Origin of the sequence: Anaeromyxobacter sp. K, assembly GCF_000020805.1 — a bacterium.
GTDB classification, from domain to species: Bacteria; Myxococcota; Myxococcia; order Myxococcales; family Anaeromyxobacteraceae; genus Anaeromyxobacter; species Anaeromyxobacter dehalogenans.
On record NC_011145.1, the window covers coordinates 2397663 to 2417114 of the forward strand.

Annotated in this window: 17 protein-coding genes; 7 read left to right on the forward strand and 10 right to left on the reverse strand. The window is 75.4% G+C overall.

Annotated features, from left to right (window positions below; translation table 11 throughout):
* Positions 1–128: 128 nt before the first annotated feature.
* Positions 129–662 carry a hypothetical protein gene (locus tag ANAEK_RS10710; protein ID WP_012526163.1) on the forward strand — a complete coding sequence of 178 codons (534 nt, stop codon included), beginning with the start codon at positions 129–131 and terminating at the stop codon, positions 660–662.
* Here the strand turns inward: ANAEK_RS10710 and ANAEK_RS10715 are convergent.
* From ANAEK_RS10715 to ANAEK_RS22785, 7 genes are all read right to left on the reverse strand, one after another.
* Positions 659–1231, reverse strand: a complete 573-nt coding sequence (locus ANAEK_RS10715; protein ID WP_012526164.1) for a hypothetical protein — start codon at positions 1229–1231, stop codon at positions 659–661. The two genes, ANAEK_RS10710 and ANAEK_RS10715, sit on opposite strands and share 4 nt — an antisense overlap.
* Complete coding sequence (locus ANAEK_RS10720; protein WP_012526165.1) at positions 1228–3054, reverse strand: sigma-54-dependent Fis family transcriptional regulator; 1827 nt, start codon at positions 3052–3054, stop codon at positions 1228–1230. Before ANAEK_RS10720 ends, ANAEK_RS10715 begins: the two co-directional genes overlap by 4 nt.
* A gap of 7 nt (positions 3055–3061) precedes the next feature.
* A complete protein-coding gene (locus ANAEK_RS10725; protein ID WP_012526166.1) occupies positions 3062–3916 on the reverse strand; it encodes a tetratricopeptide repeat protein in 855 nt (284 codons plus the stop codon).
* Complete coding sequence (locus ANAEK_RS10730) at positions 3913–5697, reverse strand: serine/threonine-protein kinase (protein ID WP_012526167.1); 1785 nt, start codon at positions 5695–5697, stop codon at positions 3913–3915. The genes ANAEK_RS10725 and ANAEK_RS10730 overlap by 4 nt, the downstream gene beginning before the upstream one ends.
* Positions 5698–5918: 221 nt before the next feature.
* Complete coding sequence (locus ANAEK_RS10735) at positions 5919–6971, reverse strand: NAD(P)-dependent oxidoreductase (protein ID WP_012526168.1); 1053 nt, start codon at positions 6969–6971, stop codon at positions 5919–5921.
* A gap of 96 nt (positions 6972–7067) precedes the next feature.
* Positions 7068–9575 (reverse strand): endopeptidase La, encoded by a 2508-nt coding sequence (lon, locus tag ANAEK_RS10740; RefSeq protein ID WP_012526169.1) that lies wholly within the window; start codon positions 9573–9575, stop codon positions 7068–7070.
* Positions 9576–9734: 159 nt separating this feature from the next.
* On the reverse strand, positions 9735–9959 hold the full coding sequence (locus tag ANAEK_RS22785; protein ID WP_012526170.1) for a hypothetical protein: 225 nt from the start codon (positions 9957–9959) through the stop codon (positions 9735–9737).
* A gap of 56 nt (positions 9960–10015) precedes the next feature.
* Between ANAEK_RS22785 and ANAEK_RS10745 the strand changes: the two genes are divergently transcribed.
* The 4 genes from ANAEK_RS10745 to ANAEK_RS10760 all read left to right on the forward strand — a co-directional run bounded on the left by ANAEK_RS10745 (position 10016) and on the right by ANAEK_RS10760 (position 14369).
* Positions 10016–11128, forward strand: a complete 1113-nt coding sequence (locus ANAEK_RS10745) for a hypothetical protein (protein ID WP_232288428.1) — start codon at positions 10016–10018, stop codon at positions 11126–11128.
* A 105-nt stretch (positions 11129–11233) separates the two neighbouring features.
* Positions 11234–12040, forward strand: a complete 807-nt coding sequence (locus ANAEK_RS10750; RefSeq protein WP_012526172.1) for a metallophosphoesterase — start codon at positions 11234–11236, stop codon at positions 12038–12040.
* 4 nt (positions 12041–12044) lie between these two features.
* Entirely contained in the window at positions 12045–12947 is a 903-nt protein-coding gene (locus tag ANAEK_RS10755; RefSeq protein ID WP_012526173.1) for a hypothetical protein, read from the forward strand.
* Positions 12948–12950: 3 nt separating this feature from the next.
* Positions 12951–14369: a type II toxin-antitoxin system RelE/ParE family toxin gene (locus tag ANAEK_RS10760; protein WP_012526174.1), complete on the forward strand. Its 1419-nt coding sequence runs from the start codon at positions 12951–12953 to the stop codon at positions 14367–14369.
* A gap of 75 nt (positions 14370–14444) precedes the next feature.
* On the opposite strand, the gene ANAEK_RS10765 is transcribed toward ANAEK_RS10760, so the two are convergent.
* Complete coding sequence (locus ANAEK_RS10765) at positions 14445–14678, reverse strand: hypothetical protein (protein ID WP_012526175.1); 234 nt, start codon at positions 14676–14678, stop codon at positions 14445–14447.
* A gap of 153 nt (positions 14679–14831) precedes the next feature.
* Complete coding sequence (gene lexA / locus ANAEK_RS10770) at positions 14832–15524, reverse strand: transcriptional repressor LexA (protein WP_012526176.1); 693 nt, start codon at positions 15522–15524, stop codon at positions 14832–14834.
* 108 nt (positions 15525–15632) lie between these two features.
* Between lexA and ANAEK_RS10775 the strand changes: the two genes are divergently transcribed.
* Positions 15633–16544, forward strand: a complete 912-nt coding sequence (locus ANAEK_RS10775) for a hypothetical protein (RefSeq protein ID WP_012526177.1) — start codon at positions 15633–15635, stop codon at positions 16542–16544.
* A 13-nt stretch (positions 16545–16557) separates the two neighbouring features.
* Here ANAEK_RS10775 and ANAEK_RS10780 read toward each other — a convergent pair whose 3' ends face one another.
* Complete coding sequence (locus ANAEK_RS10780) at positions 16558–18231, reverse strand: AarF/ABC1/UbiB kinase family protein (protein ID WP_012526178.1); 1674 nt, start codon at positions 18229–18231, stop codon at positions 16558–16560.
* A gap of 201 nt (positions 18232–18432) precedes the next feature.
* Here ANAEK_RS10780 and ANAEK_RS10785 point away from each other — a divergent pair, with 201 nt between their 5' ends.
* Positions 18433–19434 carry a hypothetical protein gene (locus ANAEK_RS10785; RefSeq protein WP_012526179.1) on the forward strand — a complete coding sequence of 334 codons (1002 nt, stop codon included), beginning with the start codon at positions 18433–18435 and terminating at the stop codon, positions 19432–19434.
* Positions 19435–19452 lie beyond the last annotated feature (18 nt).

Genomic DNA, 19452 nt, shown 5'->3' on the forward strand with positions numbered 1-19452 from the left:
GGACCCTCGCGCCCTCGCGCTGCGCGGGGCGCGCGCCGGCGCGGCGGACCCTCGGGCTGCGCGGCGTCCCGCGCTCGCGCGGAAGAACCGGGTGGACGCCCCCCCGTCCCTTTGGCAGAGTCCGGCGCGTGCCGCCCCCGCGTGATCCGCGCTACCGCCCGTTCCGGCTGGCCCTCTGGGCGCTCTACTTCACCGTCATCGCGGTCGCGCTGGCGGTGGTCCTCACCAGCATCGTGCGGAACCTGCGCGGGCCGCACCGCCCCTCCGCCACCGGCGCGCTCCCCACCCGCGCGGCGCTGCGCGTGTGCGTGACCGAGCTCGAGGCGCTGCACGCCGAGCAGAACCACCGGGCCTGGCGCCTCGCCGACGAGGTGGGCGAGGGCGACGCGATCGCGCGCTGGGAGATCTGGGCGCGCGAGTGGGAGCAGCGGGTGGACGACCTCGCGGATCGCTGCCGGCTGGACGCCCGCGACCCCGACCCGCAGGGCTTCGGCGGGCGCGAGGAGCTGGCGCAGGCCCGCGAGGCGGTGCTGCAGGTGCACCGGGCCTACCGGGCCCAGGTGAACCGCTTCGCGCAGGAGGAGGCGGACCTGGCCCGGCGCGCGGCGCAGGCGCTGCGCCGGGCGCAGGAGGCGGTCTCGAGGCCGCCGGAGCGCGGCTAGGTCGCGGGGCAGCCGTCCGTCCCCGGCACCAGCAGGAACGTCCAGCGGTACACCTGCGTCTCGAAGCCCGACGCGGCGCTCCGGTTCGGCAGCGCGGCCTCGTCGGCCGGCGCGAAGAAGTTGTTCGACACCACCAGCTCCACCACGTGGACCGCGCCGGCGGTCCGCGGCGCGTGCTGGTAGGGCAGGAACGTGAACGGCGACGGATCGCGGGTGAGGACGGTCTGGTCGGCGCTCGCCGGCACCGACTCCTGCCGCACCCACGAGGCGCCGCCCTGCGTCGGCTGGTAGTCCACGAACCAGCGGACCTCGACCTGCTCGAGCGTGTTCGTGTCGAGGAGCTGCGCGGCGAGCTCGTAGCGCGGCTCGGCGCCGGCGCAGTCCGCGGGCACGGTCACGAGCGGCACGCCCGCCGCGGCCACGCCGTTCACGGTGATGCCGTCGGCCAGGATGCGCGGCGGCGTGATGGTGCCGCCCTTGGGATAGTCGGGGAGCGGCTGCGGGAGCGGGCAGCCGGCCAGCGCGAGCGCGAGCGCGCCCAGGGCCGCGGGCAGGAGGGGACGGTTCACGCCTCGGTCTCCTCGTCGTCGGGCGGCAGGACCTGGCCGCGCCGCTCGGCCTCGAGCTTCTCGAGGTGGCGGAACACGGTGCGCGGGTCCACGCCCAGGTCCTTCGCGGTCTTGGTGCGGTTCCCGGCGTTCCGCTCCAGCACCTCGTTGATGTACCGCTTCTGGAACTCCTCCTTGGCCTGGGCCAGCGGGAGGATGGGCTCGAGGATCTCCGGGCGCAGGTCGAGGTCCTCCGCCGAGACCAGCGCGCGGTCGGCCAGCACCACCGCCTTCTTCACCCGGTTCTCGAGCTCGCGGATGTTGCCCGGCCAGGCGTACTTGCGCATCGCGACGAGCGCGCCGGGGGTGAACCCGCGCACCCGCGCGCCGAACTCCTTCGCGTACTTCTGCAGGAAGTACTTGCCGATCACCACCACGTCCTCGCCGCGATCGCGGAGCGGGGGCAGGTGGATGGCGACCACGTTCAGCCGGTAGTACAGGTCCTCGCGGAACGTGCCCTTGCGGATCTCGTCCTCGAGCACGCGGTTCGTGGCGGCCACCACCCGCAGGTCCACCGCCTCCGGGCGGTTGTCGCCCACCTTGGTGACGGCGCGATCCTGCAGCGCCCGCAGGATCTTCACCTGGAGCGCGAGCGGCATGTCGCCGATCTCGTCGAGGAACAGCGTGCCGCCGTGGGCCGCCTGGAACTTGCCGATGCGGGTGGCCACCGCCCCGGTGAACGCGCCCTTCACGTGGCCGAACAGCTCGGACTCGAGCAGCGCCTCCGGGATGGCGCCGCAGTTCACCGCCACGAACGGCCCGGTGGCGCGCGTGGAGCGCCGGTGGATCTCGCGGGCCACCACCTCCTTGCCGGTGCCGGTCTCGCCGGACACCAGCACCGAGATGTCGGTCCCGGCCACCTTGTCGATGCGCCGGTAGACCTCGCGCATCGAGGCGCCGGCGCCGATGAGGTCGCCGTACTGCCGGGACGCCACCGCCTCCTTGAGGGAGAGGTTCTCGCGGCGCAGCGAGTCGAGCAGCATGGCGTTCTGCACCAGCAGCGACGCCTGCGCGGCGAACGGCGCGAGCAGCTCGAGGGCGCGCTCGTCGAACAGCGAGACCACGTTGTCGTTGCCGAGGTAGATGACGCCGAAGACCTCGCCCTTCTGCATGAGCGGGGCGCACATCACCGAGCAGAGCTTCAGGTTCACCACCGACGTCGAGCCCGACCACTCCGAGTCGTGCAGCGCGTCGGCCACCACCAGCGCGCGGCGGGTCTCCACCACGCGCCGGATGATCGAGTCGGAGACCCGCTCCACCGCGCCCTCGATGGTCTCGCGCGCCACGTTGCGCGCGGCGCGGACGCTCATCTCCCCGTCCTCGAGCAGGATCAGGAACCCCTTGTCGGCGTGGGTGACCTCGAGCAGCGCGTCCATCAGCTCGTCGAGCAGCCGGTTCAGGTCGGTCGCCCCGAGGAGCCGCTCGGAGAAGCGCACCAGCGTCTCGAGCGCCTGCAGCCGCTGGCCGGCGATGGGCCGCGCCGAGGGCAGCGGCGTGCGCGCCACGGCCTCGAAGGTGAGCTCGGTGCCCGCCACCCGGATCCGGTCGCCCGGCCCCAGGCGCCAGGCGCCCCGCCGCTTCCCGTTCACCGTCATGTCGGAGCGGTCGTGGGCGGCGGCGTTGTAGTCCTTCCCGTCGAAGTGGATGTGCAGCGCGGTGGCGGGCAGCGCCGGGTCCTCCACCGGCACGTCGTTCTCCGGATCGCGGCCCACGCTGGTGATGCGCTTCACCAGCGCGACCTCGCGCTCGGAGCCGTCCGGTCCTCTCACGATGAGCGTGGCCACGGGTCCCCTAGTACCTCCACTCGAGCTTCAGCGACGCGCCGGCCGGCTCGCCGCCCGGCCCCATCTCCGTCTCGACGATGGGGACGAAGTGGCGATGGGCGTCCCACACGCCGTAGCCGTAGAGCGCCCAGAACATGGCGGCCGAGACGTACTTCACCACCTCCACGTTCCGGAGCACCCGGCGGTCGGAGTCGCTGTAGGGCGGGTTGGAGCAGCCGGGCTGGCCGGAGGTGCAGGTGCGGGTCCGGTCGTCGGCGAGCTGGTTGTGGATGACGATGGCCGCGATGTTCACCGCGCCGAGCGCGATCTGGCCGGCCGCGATGGCGGTGCCCTTGGCCCGGTCGCCGTTCTGGAACTGCCCGGCGCCGAACGGCATCCAGTTGAACAGGTAGAGCCGCTCCTGCACGCGCACCACCTTCGTCGGCGGCCCGGTGCGCGCCTGCTCCTCGGTGAGCAGCCGCCGCTTCGCCTCGTCGGCCAGCCGCTGCTGCTCGCGGAGCGCCCGGCGCCGCTCGCGGAGCGGCGCCAGCGCGGGCTCGTGCTCCTTCTTCACCCGGTCGAAGAACTCCACGATGGCGGGCGGCACCAGGAACGGGTCGAGCGCGTAGTCCGGGTCGTGCGAGAGCAGGTTCACGAACGCGGCCCGCGCCGCGGGGAGGTCGCCCAGGTTGAACTCGGAGATGCCGAGCATCCGGTACGCCTCCACCGCCTCGTCGTCGGTGAGCGCCGGGTCGCCCGCCAGCATCTGGCGGAGCGCGCCGGCGGCGTCGCCGTACGCGCCGAACTCGAAGCGGTCCTTGGCCCGCTTCAGCTCCGGGGGCGCGAGCAGCGAGAGCGCCAGCAGCAGGGGGATCGCGTTCACGGGGACTCCTGGGCCTGGGTCGCCGCCACGGTCACCTCGCCGCCGGCGCGCAGCTTCACGTCGAGCGTGCGGGCGGGCGCGCCCGCCAGGTCGAGCAGGATGCGGGCGGGCGCCTCGTAGGGGCTCTCGCCGCCGGCCGGGACCGCGACCAGGAACGGGGCCCGCTGCGACTCGCCGGCGGTGCCCACCAGCCGGCCGTCCAGGTAGACCCGGGTGGCGGGATCGCCCTCGACGCGCAGCCGGGCCGGGCGCGGCTCGAGCGGCACGCGCAGCTCGCCCTGGCGCGCGGCCTCCTCGGCGGAGATGCGCCGCACGAACGGCGAGCAGCAGGCGTGCTCGACCTGGATGACGTGCGGGCCGGGCGGGAGCTCGAAGCGGACGAGCTGCTGGTCGTGCGCGACCTCGACGCCGTCGAGGAGCGCGCGCTGCGCGTAGGGGCGGACGTGGACGGTGAACGGGACGGCGGCGGCCGCCGGGTGCGGCGCGGCGACGGCCGGGGTGGCGGCGCCGGTCGCGGGGGTGCCCTGGGCGCCGGCGGGCGCGCGCGCCGGGGCGGCGGGGGCCTCGGGCGCCGGGGCGGGCGCGGGATCCGGCGCGGCGCGGACCACCGCCGGGGGCGGGCGCCGGGGCGCGGGGGCGAGGGCGGCCCGCAGCCGCGGCCCGACGGTGAGCGCGAGCGCGCCCACCGCGGCCAGCACCGCCAGCGCCGCGCCGGCCACGGCGGCGGCCCGGCGGAGGCGGCGGCGCCGCGCCAGGCGCGCCAGCTTGGCCGGGACCTCGGCGTTGCCCGGGTCGATGGCGAGCACGCGGTCGTAGTAGGCCAGCGCGCGCGCGGCCGCGCCGTCCGCGGCGGCGGCGTCGCCGAGCGCGACGAGCGCGGCGGCGGCGCGGGCCGGGAAGGCGGCCTTCGCCGCGGCGGGGTCGCGCAGGAACGCGAGGAGCGCCTCGTCGGGCCGGTCGATCCCGACCTCGGCGAGGAGCCGGTCCAGCGCGTCGCGCACCTCGACCATGGTGGCCGGGCGCTTCGCCGGGTCGACCTGCAGGCAGCGCCGGATCAGCGCGGCGAGCGCGCCGGGCACGCGCGGGTCGGCCTGGCGCGGGTCCTCGAAGTCGCCCTCCAGGACGCGGCGCAGGATGGCGGTCGGGTTCGAGGCGGCGAACGGCAGCTTGCCGGTGGCGAGCCAGTACAGGATGGTGCCGAGCGAGAAGACGTCGCTGCGCGCGTCGGCGTCGTGCCCCTCCACGATCTCCGGCGCCATGTGGTGCGGCGAGCCCACCAGCGCGCCGGTCATGGTCATGCGCTCGTCGGAGGCGAGGATCCGGGCGATGCCGAAGTCGGCGAGCTTCACCGAGGGCGGCTCGTCCTCGTGGACCAGCACGTTCTCGGGCTTCAGGTCGCGGTGGATGACCCCGGCCGCGTGCGCGTGCGCGAGCGCGTCGGCGAGCGTGCGCCCCACCAGCATGCCGAGCTCGGGGAAGCCGAAGCCGACGCCGGCCGCCCAGGCGCGCAGCGTGCGGCCGCGCACGAACTCGGTGACGAGGTAGCTCTCGACCGCCGCGTCGCCGGCGTAGTCGTAGATCTCGACGATGGCAGGGTGCGACAGGCGCGCGACCGCGCGCGCCTCGCGCGAGAAGCGGGCGCGCGAGTCCGGCGCCGACGCGAGGTGCGGGTGGAGCAGCTTCACCGCCACCTCGCGGTCGAGCGCGGTGTCGCGGCCGCGGTACACCACGGCCATGCCGCCGCTCCCCACCTGCTCGAGGAGCTCGTACCGGCCCAGCATCCGGATCACCGCGGCGTCCCCCCGACGGTGGGGGAGCGCCGGTCCGGGCGGAGCGGGAGCGCGTTGCCTGCGACCACGTGCATCTGAGAGGGTTCCTGGGCGCCCGCCTCGAGGGCCGGATCACGACATCCGTGGCGGGGTGAGGGGCGCCACTATGACACGGCCGCCCGGGCCCGGCCACAAGTCGTCCACCGCGGTCAGGGGCGGGTGGGACGTGCCCCCTACCAGGCGGGCAGGGCACCCGCTCCTGAGCCGGGGAGCAGGTGATCCGACACCAGGGCGCGCACCGTCTCCGGCATGGCGGCGGTCGAGATCGGATGGCGCGGGCGCCAGCCGAGGGCCTCGAGGCGCGAGGTGTCGTAGTAGTGGTCCGCGCTCATCCAGTGGAGCGCCTCGCGCTCGATGCGCGGGACGAGCGCCGGCGCCACGCCGGTGCGGGACGAGAGCCGCCCCCATCCGCGCGCCAGCCGCCCGTTGATGCGGGCGAGCAGCGCGCGATCCGGCACGTGGCGCACCAGCCAGAGCAGCGCCGAGGTGAGCCGCGGGGCGGTCGGGAGGATGCGGCCCGGCTCGTAGCCGAGGGCGGTGAGCGCGGCGGCGAGGTGCTCGGCGAGCGGGAGCGGCGCCTCGTCGGCCACGTTGAAGGCGCGACCCCGCACCGCCTCCGCGTCCGGGTGGTCGAGCACGTGGACCACCGCCCGGGCGAGGTCGTCGAGGTGGAGCAGGTGCGCCACCGGCCCGCGGCGGATGATGGGCACGCGCCGCCGCCGCTGGTTGAAGAGCGCCACCAGCGCGAGCACGCGCAGCGGGCCGCCGCGCAGCGATGGGCCGTAGAGGACGGTGGGGCGGAGCACCGTGAGCGGCGCCCCCTTGCGGAAGGCGGCCCAGCTGGCCTGCTCCGCCGCCCAGCGGACCCGCTCGTGCGCGGTGCGCGGCGCCTTCAGCTCGCCCTCGCGGCAGGGCAGGTTGCGCGGGCGCCCGTACACGCCGGCGGTGGAGACGTGGACCAGCCGCAAGGCGCCGGCGCGGCGCGCCAGCTCGGCGGCGGCGCGCGCGGCGCCGGCCTCCACCGCGATGCGCGCGGGCTCGGGCAGGTCGCGGGGGGTCCGCACGCCGAGGTGGACCACCGCGCCGGCGGACGTCTCGCCCGCGCCGCGGAAGCCCTCGGCCGAGAGCGCCACCGGGCGCGGGGTCCAGCCGGCGCGCGCGAGCTCGGCCGCGACCGCGTCGGCCACGGCGCCGCCGGAGCCCGTGATGAGCGCCACCCCCGCCATGCCGCGAGTGTAGCAGGCGCCCGGGGCGGACCGCGCCGCCCCGAGCGCCGTGGCCCCGTCGAAGCATGCCCGGGGGCCTGCCGGCGGGACCTGGACCTAGACCCGGATCTCGTCCGGCTTCTTGGCGGGAGGCGTGGGCGTCGCCCCGGGCTTCTTCTCGCCCTCGGGCTCGGGCGCCGCCGGCGGCTTGCGGCCGACCGGGTTCTCCTCCAGCGCCGCCGCCAGCACCTCGTCCATGTGCGCCGCGAAGACGAACTCGACCTCCTTGCGCGCCTGCTCGGGCACGTCCAGCAGGTCCTTCTCGTTGCGGGCCGGGATGATGATCCGCTTGATGCCGGCCCGGTGCGCGGCGAGCACCTTCTCCTTGATGCCGCCCACCGGGAGCACCAGGCCGCGCAGCGTGACCTCGCCGGTCATGGCGACGTCGGAGCGCACCCGGATGCCGGTGAGCAGCGACACGAGCGCGGTGAGGATGGTGACGCCGGCGCTGGGGCCGTCCTTCGGGATCGCGCCCGCCGGGAAGTGGATGTGCAGGTCGGTCTTCTCGAGGAAGTTGACCGGGATGCCGAGCGAGTCGGACTTCGAGCGCAGGTACGAGAGCGCGGCCTGCGCCGACTCCTTCATCACGTCGCCGAGCTGGCCGGTGAGGGTCAGCGCCCCCTTGCCCGGCATCTTGGTGGCCTCGATGAACAGGATGTCGCCGCCCGCGGCGGTCCAGGCGAGGCCGGTCGCGACGCCCGCGATCTCGGTCCGCTCGGCGGTCTCGTTGTAGAACTTCTCCGGCCCGAGGATCTCGAGGACGTCGGCCTCCTCGATGGCGCGCTTGGCGGCGGCGCCGATCTTGCCGCTCGCCACCTCCACCGCGATGGCGCGGCACACGTCGGCGATGCGCCGCTCGAGGTTGCGGACGCCGGCCTCGCGCGTGTACGCCATGATGATCTTGATGAGCGCCTTCTCGGTGATGGCGATGGCGTCGGCGCTGAGCCCGTGCTCCTTGAGCTGCTTCGGGATCAGGTGGTTCTGCGCGATGTGCACCTTCTCCTCGAACGTGTAGCCCGGCAGCTCCAGGATCTCCATGCGGTCCTTGAGCGGGCCGGGGATGGGATCGAGCAGGTTCGCGGTGCCGATGAACATCACCTTCGACAGGTCGTAGGACAGGTCGAGGTAGTGGTCGGAGAACGCGTGGTTCTGCTCGGGGTCGAGCACCTCGAGCAGGGCCGCCGAGGGATCGCCCCGGAAGTCCGCCCCGAGCTTGTCGATCTCGTCGAGCATCATCACCGGGTTCACGGTCCCGGCCTTCTTCATCGACTGGATGATGCGGCCGGGGAGGGCGCCCACGTAGGTGCGCCGGTGCCCGCGGATCTCGGCCTCGTCGCGGACGCCGCCCAGCGAGAGCCGCACGAACTTGCGGCCGGTGGCGCGCGCGATGGACTGCCCGAGCGAGGTCTTGCCGACGCCCGGCGGGCCCACGAAGCACAGGATCGGCCCGCGCATGTCGTTCTTCAGCTTGCGGACCGCCAGGTACTCGAGGATGCGCTTCTTGATCTTCTCCAGCGCGTAGTGGTCGGAGTCGAGGATCTGCCGCGCGTTCTCGATGTCGAGGTTGTCGTCGGTGCGCTTGGCCCAGGGCAGGTCGGCGATCCAGTCGAGGTATGTCCGCGCGACCGTGTACTCGGAGCTGGCGGTCGGGATCGACTTCAGCCGGTTCAGCTCCTTCTGCGCGACCTTCTCGACCTCGGGCGGGAGCCCGGCCTTCTTCAGGCGCTCCTGCAGCTCGTCGAGCTCCTCCTCCTCCTCGCCCAGCTCGCCCAGCTCCTCCTTGATGGCCTTGAGCTGCTGGCGCAGGTAGTACTCGCGCTGCGTCTTCGACATCTCGCCCTTCACGGCGGAGTCGATCTTGTTCGAGAGCTTCAGGATCTCGCGCTTGCGGTTGAGCAGCTCGAGCACGAGCTTCATGCGCGCCTTGAGCTCGACGGTCTCGAGGACCTGCTGCTTCTCCTCGATGGGCACGTCCACGTTCGCCGCGATGAGGTCGGCGAGGTGGCCCGGGTGCGTGATGGACTCGACCAGCTCGGTCGCGGCGGCCGGGAGCTCGGGCATGAGCTCGATGACCTCGCGCGCCAGCTTCTTCAGGTTGATGGCGAGCGCCTCCACCTCGACGTCGTCCACCACCGAGCGATCCTCGACCGGCTCGATGCGCGCCTTGAGGTACGGGCTCTCCTGCACCAGCTCGAGCACCTTGAACCGGGCGAGCCCCTGCACGACGAGCGAGTAGTTGTCCTCGCCCATCTTCAGGAGCTTCACCACCCGCGCCACGGTCCCGACCGTGTACAGGTCGGCCGCGCCCGGGTCCTCCTCCTCGGCCCGGCGCTGGGTGACCACGCCGATCACCTGCTCGTCGCGGACCGCGTCCTTGATGAGCGCGATGGTCTTCTGGCGGCCCACCGCCAGGGGCAGCACGCCCCCGGGGAAGAACACCGAGTTCCGCAGCGGGAGGATCGGCAGCACCGCCGGGATGTCCTCCTTGTTGATGAGGACCGGAGGTCCCATGGCCGGGGCGACCTGCGCCCCTGCCCCCGCGCCCTTCTTTTCCTTGTCGGACATCGCCGTCTCCTTCCGCCGCTCGCGCACCGATCAGGGATACCCGTCGACTGCGCCGTTATCAACAAGAAGCAAGTGGTCTTCCGAGCGCTTGCGCCCGTTTTCCGCGCGCGCGATCCGCCGCGCGCGGCGACCCGTCCAGCCGCAGGGGCCGCGCGCCCCTCAGCGCTCGTTCAGGGCCGTCCGTCCGGGGCGAGACAGGGTCTTCCCGTCGGGCTCGCCGCCGGGGCCCCCGGGATCCCGTCGGACCGGGCCCTCGCTGGGCGCCCACAGGCCGGTGCGGCGCTCGTCGTCGCCCGAGCCCGACACGTACCGGCTCCGGGCGGGCAGCTGCTCGGGTGCCACCCCGGGTCCATCGGCGGGCGACCACGCGCGCTTGGCAGTCATGCCCTCTGGATAAGACCGACTTCCCGAAGGGCAAGCGCGTGGGCAATTTCGCACCCGTGCAGCCGGGTCAGACCGCGCTCGCGATCGGCGCGGGAACGCTCGCCGCCCTGGCGGTGGCGCTGCTCGTCCTGCTGCTCCGCGCGCGCCGGCCGGGGGTGCCCGCCGAGGCGCGGGCGCTCCTCGCCCAGGTCCCGGGGGCGCTCGGCGACGCGGCGCTGCTGCTCGACCCGGAGGGCTTCGTGGTGGCCGGGAACGCGGAGGCGGCGGCGCTGGCCGGGCTCGCCCCGGACCGGCTGCGCGGCGCCCGGGCCTCCGTGATCCTGGGGGAGGACCTGGCGGTGCTGCAGCGGGGCGCGGCGCGCGGCCCGAGCGCGGCGCGCGTCCACCTGCGCACGCCCGGCGGCGCGGCGCCGGCGCGCGCGGTGGTGGTGCGGGTGTCCTCGCGGCCGCCGCGCGACCTCGCGGTGCTGCGCCCCGAGCCGATGGTCGCGCGCCCCACGCCGCCGCCGCTCCCGCTGCCGCCGGTGCGCCCGGGCGCGGGGCCGTGCCCGGCGGACCTGGGCGCGATCGCCGCGGCGCTCCGGGAGCCGCTGGCGCGGGCCTGCACCGCGGCCTCCATGCTGCGGCTCCTCGCGCCCAGGCTGGCGCTCGGCGCCGGGGAGCTGGCGCGGCTGGAGGGCGCGCTCGGCGATCTGGAGCGGCGCCTCGGCGCGCTGGCGGCGACGTCCGGCGCGGGCGCGGTCCGGCCGGTCGACCTCGCGGCCGCCTTCGGCGAGATCGCCGCCCAGCTCCCGCCCGGCGTGCGGGTGCGCGCGGCGCTCGAGCCCGCGCCGGTGCTGGCCGACGAGGCGCGGCTCCGGGCGATGCTGCGCGAGCTGCTGCGCGCCGTGTGCGAGGCGCTGCCGTCCGGCGGCGAGCTCACCGCCACCGTGTCGGTGCGGCGGGGCGCGGCGGTGCTGGAGCTCGGGCGCGCCGGCGGGCGGGGTGCGGGCGAGGCGGGCGCGGCGGCGCTGGCACGTGCGGCGCTCGGCCCCGAGGGTGCGAGGGTGGAGGAGGAGACCGCACCCGGGCGTGGACGCGTGCTTCGCCTCGTCCTTCCGCTCGCTGCGCCGCCGGCGGCCCCCGCGCACGCTCCCACCGCGGGTGCGACCGGCCCGCGCTTCGTTTGACGCACGGGGGAGGGGTCGATAGCATCCACCGCGCGTTCCGTCCGGTTCCGCGCACCCCTCCCAGGAGCCCGCATCCTCCGCCTCGGTCACATCAGCGACCTGCACGTGGCCGACCGCAGCCGCTACCCGCGGAACGGCTTCACCGCGCGCGACTGCGAGCGCCACTCGACGCGGCTGGCGAAGGGCCTGCTCGACGCCCTGCGGGAGATCGGGGTGGACCACCTGGTGGTCACCGGGGACCTCACGTTCTCCGGCGAGCCGCGCGAGTTCGAGCGCGCGGCCGAGCTGCTCCGGCCGTTCGCCGAGGCGGGCAAGCTCACGGTGGTGCCCGGCAACCACGACGTGTGGACGGAGGAGTCGGTGGAGACCGGCCGGTTCCTGCGCGCGCTCGGCCCCGACGGCAAGGGCATGAAGAAGGCGGCGCCGTCGTATCCGCACGTGGTCCCGCTCGGCGACGAGGCGGTGCTCGTCGCGCTCGACAGCGCACGCTACGGCGACGATCCCTGGACCACCCCCGGCCGCCTGGGCGGCGAGCAGCTCCGCGCCGCGCGCGAGCTGGCCCGCGAGCACGCGCGGCTGGGGCGGGCGGTGCTGCTCGCGTTCCACCACCACGTGGTGCTCCCGCCCGAGCGCGTGCCGTCCGACGCGCACGTGTGCCGCATGCCGCTCGCCGACGCGGACCAGGTGGTCCGGCTGGTGGCCGAGGTCCCGGTGGCGGCGGTCCTGCACGGGCACCGCCACACCGCGTTCCGGGTGGACCTCCCCGGCGCGGCCGGGCCGACGCCCGTCCTGTGCGCGGGGTCGGCGTCGCGGACCGCCGACGAGCCGGTCCGCAGGGCCCGCGCCTACCTGTACGAGGTCGATCGCACCGGGGTCCGCAGCGTCGAGGCCCTGGTCGCCGGCACGGAGTGAACCCATGAAGAAGCTGCTCATCGTCGCGCTGGCGCTCGGGCTCGCGATCCTCGGGGGCGCCTCGGTCCTGTCCGGCCAGCGCGCCGCGCAGTCCGCCGCCGAGTCGCGCCTGGAGCGCGCCCGCCTGAAGCGCGAGTTCGCCGAGCGGGCCGCGCTGGCGCGCGCGCTGCCGCCGGAGCGCGCCGGGCAGTGGTCCGACGAGGCCACCTCGCTGCTGGGCTGGTACCACGAGGGCCTGAAGGAGATCCGGGCCCGCTTCCCGGGCGTGGAGCCCGCGCCGACGGCGCTCGCCTCGGCCGAGGCGGAGCGCAAGGGCAAGGTCGCCGACAAGGACCGCGCCGCGATCGAGGACTTCCAGAAGTACGCCGACGGGCGCGCCGCGCTCCTGAAGGCCCGCTGGGCGCCGGTGCAGTCGGTGCAGGCGAACGGCCTGCGCCTCGACCTCGTCGCCGTCGAGCCGGGCGCGTCGCCCGGCGGCGGCCCCGGGCTGCGCATCGACTTCGCGCTGTGGGGCGCGCCGCGCCTGGTGGACCGGGAGAAGACCGGCGACCGCACCGTCACCCGGGTCGTCTCCCCGGTGTCGTTCGACAAGATCGGCTTCCGCTTCCTCGACGCCGCCGGGAAGCCGTACGGCGAGATGAGCGGCCCCGGCGAGCCGTACCAGAAGCTGGTGGACGCGGAGCGCTTCGTGGAGGACTTCCCGCCGGGCGTGATGTTCGGCACCTGGTGGGTGGACCTGCTGCCGCGCGAGGCCGCCACCGTCGAGCTCGATCTCGGCGTGAACGTGCGGGGCGCGGGCGGATCGTCGGTCCCGGCCTCGTTCCACGTCTCGATGCCGGTCGCGGAGGCCTGGAAGATTCCGCCCGGCGCGGTGTACCAGGCCGAGGTCCGCGAGGCGGCGCAGTAACCCGTGGCCGCCCCCACGGCGAAGCCGGCGAAGGCCACCGCGGCGAAGGCCGGGAAGCCGAGGAAGCCCGGGAAGGCGAGGCCGTCGGCGAAGGCCGCCGCGCCCGCCGCGGGGGCCGCGAAGGCGAAGGCGAAGGCGCCCCGGCGCGCCCCGCGTCCGCCCGCGGCGGCGCCGCCTCCTCTGCCGCTCCCGGATCCGTCCGGGGACGCGCCGCTGCACGAGCTGTCGCGCGACGGCCTGTCGGTGCTGCTCTACGTGGCGCTCCTCCCGGACGAGACGCGGGCGCTCGTGAAGGACCTCGGCCTGACCGTGCCCGGGTTCCGCACCGACGCGCTCTCCGACGTGGAGCGCTGCGACGTGCTCGCGGACGAGATCCGCGCCGCGCCCGCCACCCGCGCGCGCGCGCTCGACGTGCTCCGCAAGGAGTTCGGCGGGATGCCGCTGCCGGAGACGCACCTCGAGCCGCGCGACGCGGACGACCTGCTCGCGGTGGGCAGCTCGGACCACGGCCTGCCGCTCGCGCTCTGGCGCGTGCTGGCCGACCCGGTCCCGGCGGTGCGCGCGCGCGCCCTGCCCGTGCTGGAGCAGCTCGCGAAGGAGTACTACGGGCCCGCGCCGGAGGGCGCCGCGCCGCGCGGGCCGGGGCCGAAGGCGCCCTCGCCGGAGCAGGAGGCCGCCGCCGCGGCCGCGCGCGTGCAGGCCCTGGAGAAGGCGCTCGAGCGCGCCGAGCAGCAGGTCGAGTCGGTCCGGCGCAAGGGCGAGGAGCAGCGCGAGAAGCTCCAGGAGTGGCTGAAGGAGGCGCGCGCCCGCGCGGCGCAGGCGGTGGACGAGGCGGCGCGCGCGCGCGAGGCGGCCGACGCGGCCGCCCGGGCGCGCGAGCGGGCCGAGGCGGCGCTCTCGGCGGCGCAGGCCACCGACGCGGCCGCCGAGGCGGCCCGGCAGCGCGCCGCGGCGCGCGAGCTGGAGGGCAGGGTGGCCGCGCTCGACGCGAAGGTGGCGCGACAGGCGGCGCGCGAGGCGGAGCTGGAGACGGCGCTGCGCGACGCGCGCGCGGCGGCGCAAGCGGCGCCGGCCGGCGCGCCGGCGGCGGCGGGCGTCGAGGCGGACGAGCCGGAGGACGCGCCGGCCTCGTGGCTGATGCCGGTCTACACCCGCGAGTTCTACGACTCGCTCGCGGGGTGGGACCGCCGGATCCAGCGCGCCGCGTTCAAGCAGGCGGCGCTGCTCGCGCAGGACCACCGCCACCCGAGCCTCCGCGCGCTCCCGCTGGAGGGGCTGCCCGGCTACTACCGCGTGCGGGTCGCGACCGACGTGCGGCTGCTGTACCGGCGCGGCGAGCGACAGAACGAGATCGAGATCCTCTCGCTCATCGACCGGGAGGACCTCGACCGCTACGTGCGCCAGGCCAAGACGCGGCAGTGACGCTGGCCCGGCACGGCGCGCCGGTGACCGGACGTGCGACCCCCTCGACCGCACGTCCGGCCAGCGGCGCCGCCGCTACTCGATCCCCTCGATGTGATCCGCCACCTCGGCCCCGCCCTCCGGTGCCGCTCGCGGCTCGGGCCTGCGCCCGCGCCTGCTGCGGGACCGCGGGTCCTCCGCCGCCGAGAGCTCCTTCCCGGCCGCGAGCAGCCGGGCCCACGCCTCCGGCGTGGGCTGCGCGCGTGCCGCCTCCAGCGCCTCCCGGTACGCCTTGCGCGCGGCGTCCAGCCTGCCACTCGACCTCGCCATGCCGCCTCCCCTCCGCAGGGTCCGTAGGACCTGTGCGCAAGATAGGCGTGGAGGAAGGGCAAGGTAAGCCGAGGGCGGGCTCGCCCTGGTGGGCAGGACCCGTCGCAGGTGGCGGACGTACGAGCGTCGCCCGGCGGCTCGGCCGCCGCGCGGTCAGGTGAGCTTGCGGTACACGCCCACCACCACGCCCAGGATCATGGTGCTGCGGAAGTCGGAGTGGCGGACGTAGATGGGCGCCATGCGCGGGTTGGACGGCTGGAAGCGCACGCGGTCGCCCTCGAAGTAGACGCGCTTCACCGTGGCCTCGTCGTCGATCATCGCGACCACGATCTCGCCGTCGTCGGCGTTGAGCTGCTTCTTCACGAACACGTAGTCGCCGGGCAGGATCCCGTCGCCGATCATCGAGTCGCCCTGGACGCGCAGCCCGTAGACCTTCTTGTTCGTGCCGAGCAGGAACGCGTCCACCTGCACCGTGTCCTCGACGCGCTCCTGCGCGAGGATCGGCATGCCCGCGGCCACGCGGCCGACGATGGGGATCTCGATCATCCGGCTGCCGGGCCGGGCCGGCCCGCGCACCAGCGGGACCACGTTGGAGCCGGCATCACCGCCGCCGCCGCCGAGCGCCTCGCGCGCCGCAGACGTGGGGATGAGCGCGCGCGACTTCACCGGATCGCGCGAGAGGTAGCCCTTGCGCTCGAGCGCCTTGAGGTGGTCGTTGACGCCGTTCGTGGAGCGGATGTCCAGCGCCTCGCCGATCTCGCGGATGGTGGGCGGGTAGCCGTGGTCCTCGATCTGCGAGGCGATGAAGCGGAGCACCTCGAGCTGGCGGTCGGTGAGGCCTTCCATGGGGCCACCTCCTGAACATCGGTATACTGGCTCGGCGTTCAGAAGACAAGCAAACGCCCGGCCGCCGGTCCGGTTGCCCGGGACGCGGGGCGGGGATACGGTCCGGCCGTGCCGCCCACCCTCGGATCCGCCCTCTCGCTCGGCGTGCGCGCGCTCTTCCGCGAGGCGTGGCTCGTCGCGCCGGGCCTCGCCGTCGCCGGGCTGCGCCGCGCGCTCGGCTGGCCCGCGCTCGCCTTCGCCTGGGCGATCCTCGCCGAGGCCGCGTTCCAGACCGCGCGCGCCGCGCCGCTCGATCCGTTCGCGCCGGTGCGCGGCATGGCGGCGGTCGCCGGGGCGCCGCGCGCGCTCGCGATCGCGGGCGGGCTGTGGCTGGCCGGGCGGGTGGCGGGCGCGCTGCTGCGGGTGGCCTGGCTCGCCGGCGCGCTGCCGGCGCTGGGGGCCGCGATGGGCGGGGAGCGAGGGGGCCCGGACCGGTTCGCGGCCGGGGTGGCGTACCGGCTGCCGAGGGTGCTCGCGACCGCGCTCCTGGGCCTGGTGGCGGAGCTCTCGGGCGGCCTGTTCGCCGCGGCGCTGGCGCTCGGCACGGCCCGGCTGGCCGGTGCCGGCGAGGGCGGCGGTCCCCGCGCGGCGCCGCTCGCGGCCGCGGCCGCGCTCGCCCTGACGCTCGCGGTGGCGGTGCCCGTCGCGCTCTCGGTGGCGGTGGACGCGGCGGTCGCCCGCGCCGCGCTCCTCGACGAGCCGGCCGGCGCGGCGTTCGCGGGCGCGGCGCGGCGGCTGCTCGCGCGCCCGGGCACGTTCGTGCTCGCCGCGCTCGCGTTCGGCCTCGCCGGCGCGCTCGCGCCCGCGCTGGTCGAGGGGCTCGGGGGCGCGCTGCCCGGCGCCGTCGCCGCGGGCCCGGGCCTGGCGGTGGCCGGCGCGACGGTGATGCTGGCCGTGGCGGCCGCCGGCGTCTCGGCGGCGGTGGACCTCGCCTGGCTGGGGACGGTCGCCGCGCTCGCCTGCGCGGAGGAGCGCGGCTGAGCGCAGGTCCGGCTCAGCGCTTCAGCCAGCGTCGCAGCGAGATCTTGCGCATCCGCAGCGTGGCGAGGTGGTACGCCGCCGCGAACGCGCACAGCACCGCCGCCGCGCCCAGCGCGAGCCCGCCCAGCAGGCCCTCGCCGCTCGCCAGCACCACCAGCCCGCCCACGGTGAGGCCGGCCGCGAGCAGCCCGAGGAACACCAGCACCGCGAGCGCGCGCACGTGGCCGCCGATCCGGTCGATGGCGTCGGAGGCGACGTTCACGCGGAACTTGCCGCCCTCGAGGTCCACCAGGATCTGCGAGAGCTGGGTGGGCACGTCCTCGGCGAGGCCCTGGAGCTTGAGCAGCGAGCGCATCACCAGGCCGGACGCGTCGGACGGGTTGAAGCGCGAGAGCAGCAGCTCCTTCGCGTAGGGCAGCCCGACCTCGAGGATGTCGAGCTTCGGGTACAGCCGCCGGATGATGCCCTCGATGGTGACCGAGGCCTTGGCCAGCACCGCGTACTCCTTGGGGATGCGGATGCGGTGGCGGATGGCGAGGTCGAGGAGGTCGCGCAGCAGCGTGGCGCTGCGGATCTCCTCGAGCCGCAGGCCGAGGTAGCGGTCGAGGATGGCGCGGATGTCCTCGCGGAACTCGGTGATGGGCGCGCGCGCGTCCGGGACGCCGATCCGGTTCAGCACCCGCGCCACGGTCTCCGGGTCGCGCAGCGCGACCGCCACGATCAGCGTGACGAGCGCCTCCTGCTGCACGCGCGACAGCCGGCCCACCAGGCCGAAGTCGAGCAGGGCGATGCGGTTCCCGGGCAGCACCAGGATGTTCCCGGGGTGCGGGTCGCCGTGGAAGAGCCCGTCCTCGAACAGCTGCCGGAACGACGCCTCGATGACGTTGCGGGCCACCTGCTCGAGGTCGAACCCGGCCTCGGCGGTGACGTCGGAGACCTTCACGCCCTCGACGTAGTCGAGCGTGAGCACGGTGCCGCAGGAGAGCGCCCGGTGCACGCGGGGGATCACCAGGAACTCGCGCCCCACCGACGCCTCGAACATCGCCGTGGCGTTGCGGGCCTCGTTCGAGAAGTCCAGCTCCTCGTGGATGGTGCGGTCGAACTCCTCCATCACGCCGGTGGGCGTGTAGATGCCGGTCTCCTCGATCACCGCCTCGAGCAGGCCGGCCAGGTCGTGGAGCAGCGCCAGGTCCGACTCGATTTGCTCCCGGATGCGCGGGCGCTGGACCTTCACCACCACCTGCACGCCCTCGTGCGTGGTGGCGCGGTGCACCTGCGCGATCGAGGCGCTGGCCAGCGGGACCGGATCGAGCGCGGCGAACAGCGTCTCCACGGGGCGGCCCAGGCCGCGCTCGATCTCCTCGCGGATCTCGGCGACGCCCACCGGCGGGCAGGCGTCCTGCAGCTTCTCGAGCTCGTCGACCCAGTGCGAGGGCAGCACGTCGGGCCGGGAGGAGAGGAGCTGCCCCAGCTTGATGAACGTGGGCCCGAGCTCCCCGAGCATGGTGCGGAAGCGCGCCGCGGTGCTGCGATCCGGGGGCGGGAGGGGCTCTCCCGGCGGCGGCGCGTCGCGCCCGAGCAGGTCGCGCAGCCGCATCCGCTCGAGGTACGCGCCGAAGCCGTGGCGGGCCATGGCGGCCGAGATCTGCCGCAGCCGGTTGAGATCCTGGAACGCCCGCCCGAGCATGGCCCGCGACTGTAACACCGGGATCCGGGGGTGGCCACGAGCGCGATGGGCGAGGGCGCGGGCGAGGAATCGAACGGCGCCGCCGCGGGTTCCCGTCGCGAGCCCGGGCGCGCCGCGGTGTGGGATGGACGTCGCGTGCGCCGCTGGCTCGCCCTCGACCGCGCGCGCCTCGCGCCCCCCCGTCCACGGAGGTCGCTCCCGATGTCCAGCCTGCTCCGCACCGCCTGCGCCCCCTGCGTCGCCGCGCTGCTCGCGAGCGCCTGCAGCGGCGCAGGGCCGGCCGATCCGCCCGTCCCGCCGCCGGCGGATCCCGGAGCGCCCGGAATCCCCACCGATCCCGCCACGCCCGGCGACCCCGGAGCGCCGGGCACGCCGACCGATCCCGGCACGCCGGGCACCCCGGGGACGCCCACCGACCCGGCGTCGCCGCCCCGGATCTGGGGCGTGACGGTGGACAATCCCTGGAACCTCCAGCCCACCGTGGACGCGCTGGCGGGGCTGCCGGTCCGGCCGATGGCGCGCGTGGTGTTCGACCTGGGCCAGGCTGCGGGCGACTATGCGCCGCTCCTCCCCGCCATCCACGCCGTGAGCGACGTGATGGGCGAGCTGGTGGACTCCTACGAGGTGAGGAGCCTCCCGGTGGACGCCTACCTGGCGCGGCAGCGCGAGTACCTCGACGCCCTGGACGGCTCGGTGGACGTCTGGGAGGTCGGGAACGAGATCAACGGCGAGTGGCTCGGCGAGACCGCCGACGTGGTCGCGAAGGTCGCGGGCGCGTACGACCTCGTGAAGGCGCGCGGGAGGCCGGCCGCCGTGACGCTCTACCAGAACGCGGGGTGCTGGGCGTCGGCCGACCACGAGATGCTGGCGTGGGCGGAGGCGAACCTGCCGGCGTCGGTGCGCGAGGGGCTCGACTACGTGTGGGTGAGCTACTACGAGGACGACTGCCTCGGCCTGCAGCCCGACTGGCCGGCGGTGTTCGCGCGGCTGGGGGAGCTCTTCCCGAACGCGCGGCTCGGCATCGGCGAGTGCGGCACCGCCGACGCGGCCTCGAAGCCGTCCTACCTGAGCCGGTACTACGGCATGCAGCTCGATCACCCGCGGTTCGTGGGCGGGTACTTCTGGTGGTACTTCAGCCAGGACATGGTCCCGAGCTCGTCGCCGCTGTGGCGGGACCTGCGCGAGCTGATCCTCGCCGGCTGAGCGCCGCGCCTGCCGACG

What these genes read in the sequence shown, in the direction of transcription:
- ANAEK_RS10785 (WP_012526179.1), top strand. Translation starts at nt 18,433, where the DNA reads ATGTCCAGCCTGCTCCGCACCGCCTGCGCCCCCTGCGTCGCCGCGCTG.
- ANAEK_RS10755 (WP_012526173.1), top strand. Translation starts at nt 12,045, where the DNA reads ATGAAGAAGCTGCTCATCGTCGCGCTGGCGCTCGGGCTCGCGATCCTC.
- ANAEK_RS10765 (WP_012526175.1), bottom strand. Translation starts at nt 14,678, where the DNA reads ATGGCGAGGTCGAGTGGCAGGCTGGACGCCGCGCGCAAGGCGTACCGG.
- ANAEK_RS22785 (WP_012526170.1), bottom strand. Translation starts at nt 9,959, where the DNA reads ATGACTGCCAAGCGCGCGTGGTCGCCCGCCGATGGACCCGGGGTGGCA.
- ANAEK_RS10780 (WP_012526178.1), bottom strand. Translation starts at nt 18,231, where the DNA reads ATGCTCGGGCGGGCGTTCCAGGATCTCAACCGGCTGCGGCAGATCTCG.
- ANAEK_RS10735 (WP_012526168.1), bottom strand. Translation starts at nt 6,971, where the DNA reads ATGGCGGGGGTGGCGCTCATCACGGGCTCCGGCGGCGCCGTGGCCGAC.
- ANAEK_RS10730 (WP_012526167.1), bottom strand. Translation starts at nt 5,697, where the DNA reads ATGCTGGGCCGGTACGAGCTCCTCGAGCAGGTGGGGAGCGGCGGCATG.
- lexA (WP_012526176.1), bottom strand. Translation starts at nt 15,524, where the DNA reads ATGGAAGGCCTCACCGACCGCCAGCTCGAGGTGCTCCGCTTCATCGCC.
- lon (WP_012526169.1), bottom strand. Translation starts at nt 9,575, where the DNA reads ATGTCCGACAAGGAAAAGAAGGGCGCGGGGGCAGGGGCGCAGGTCGCC.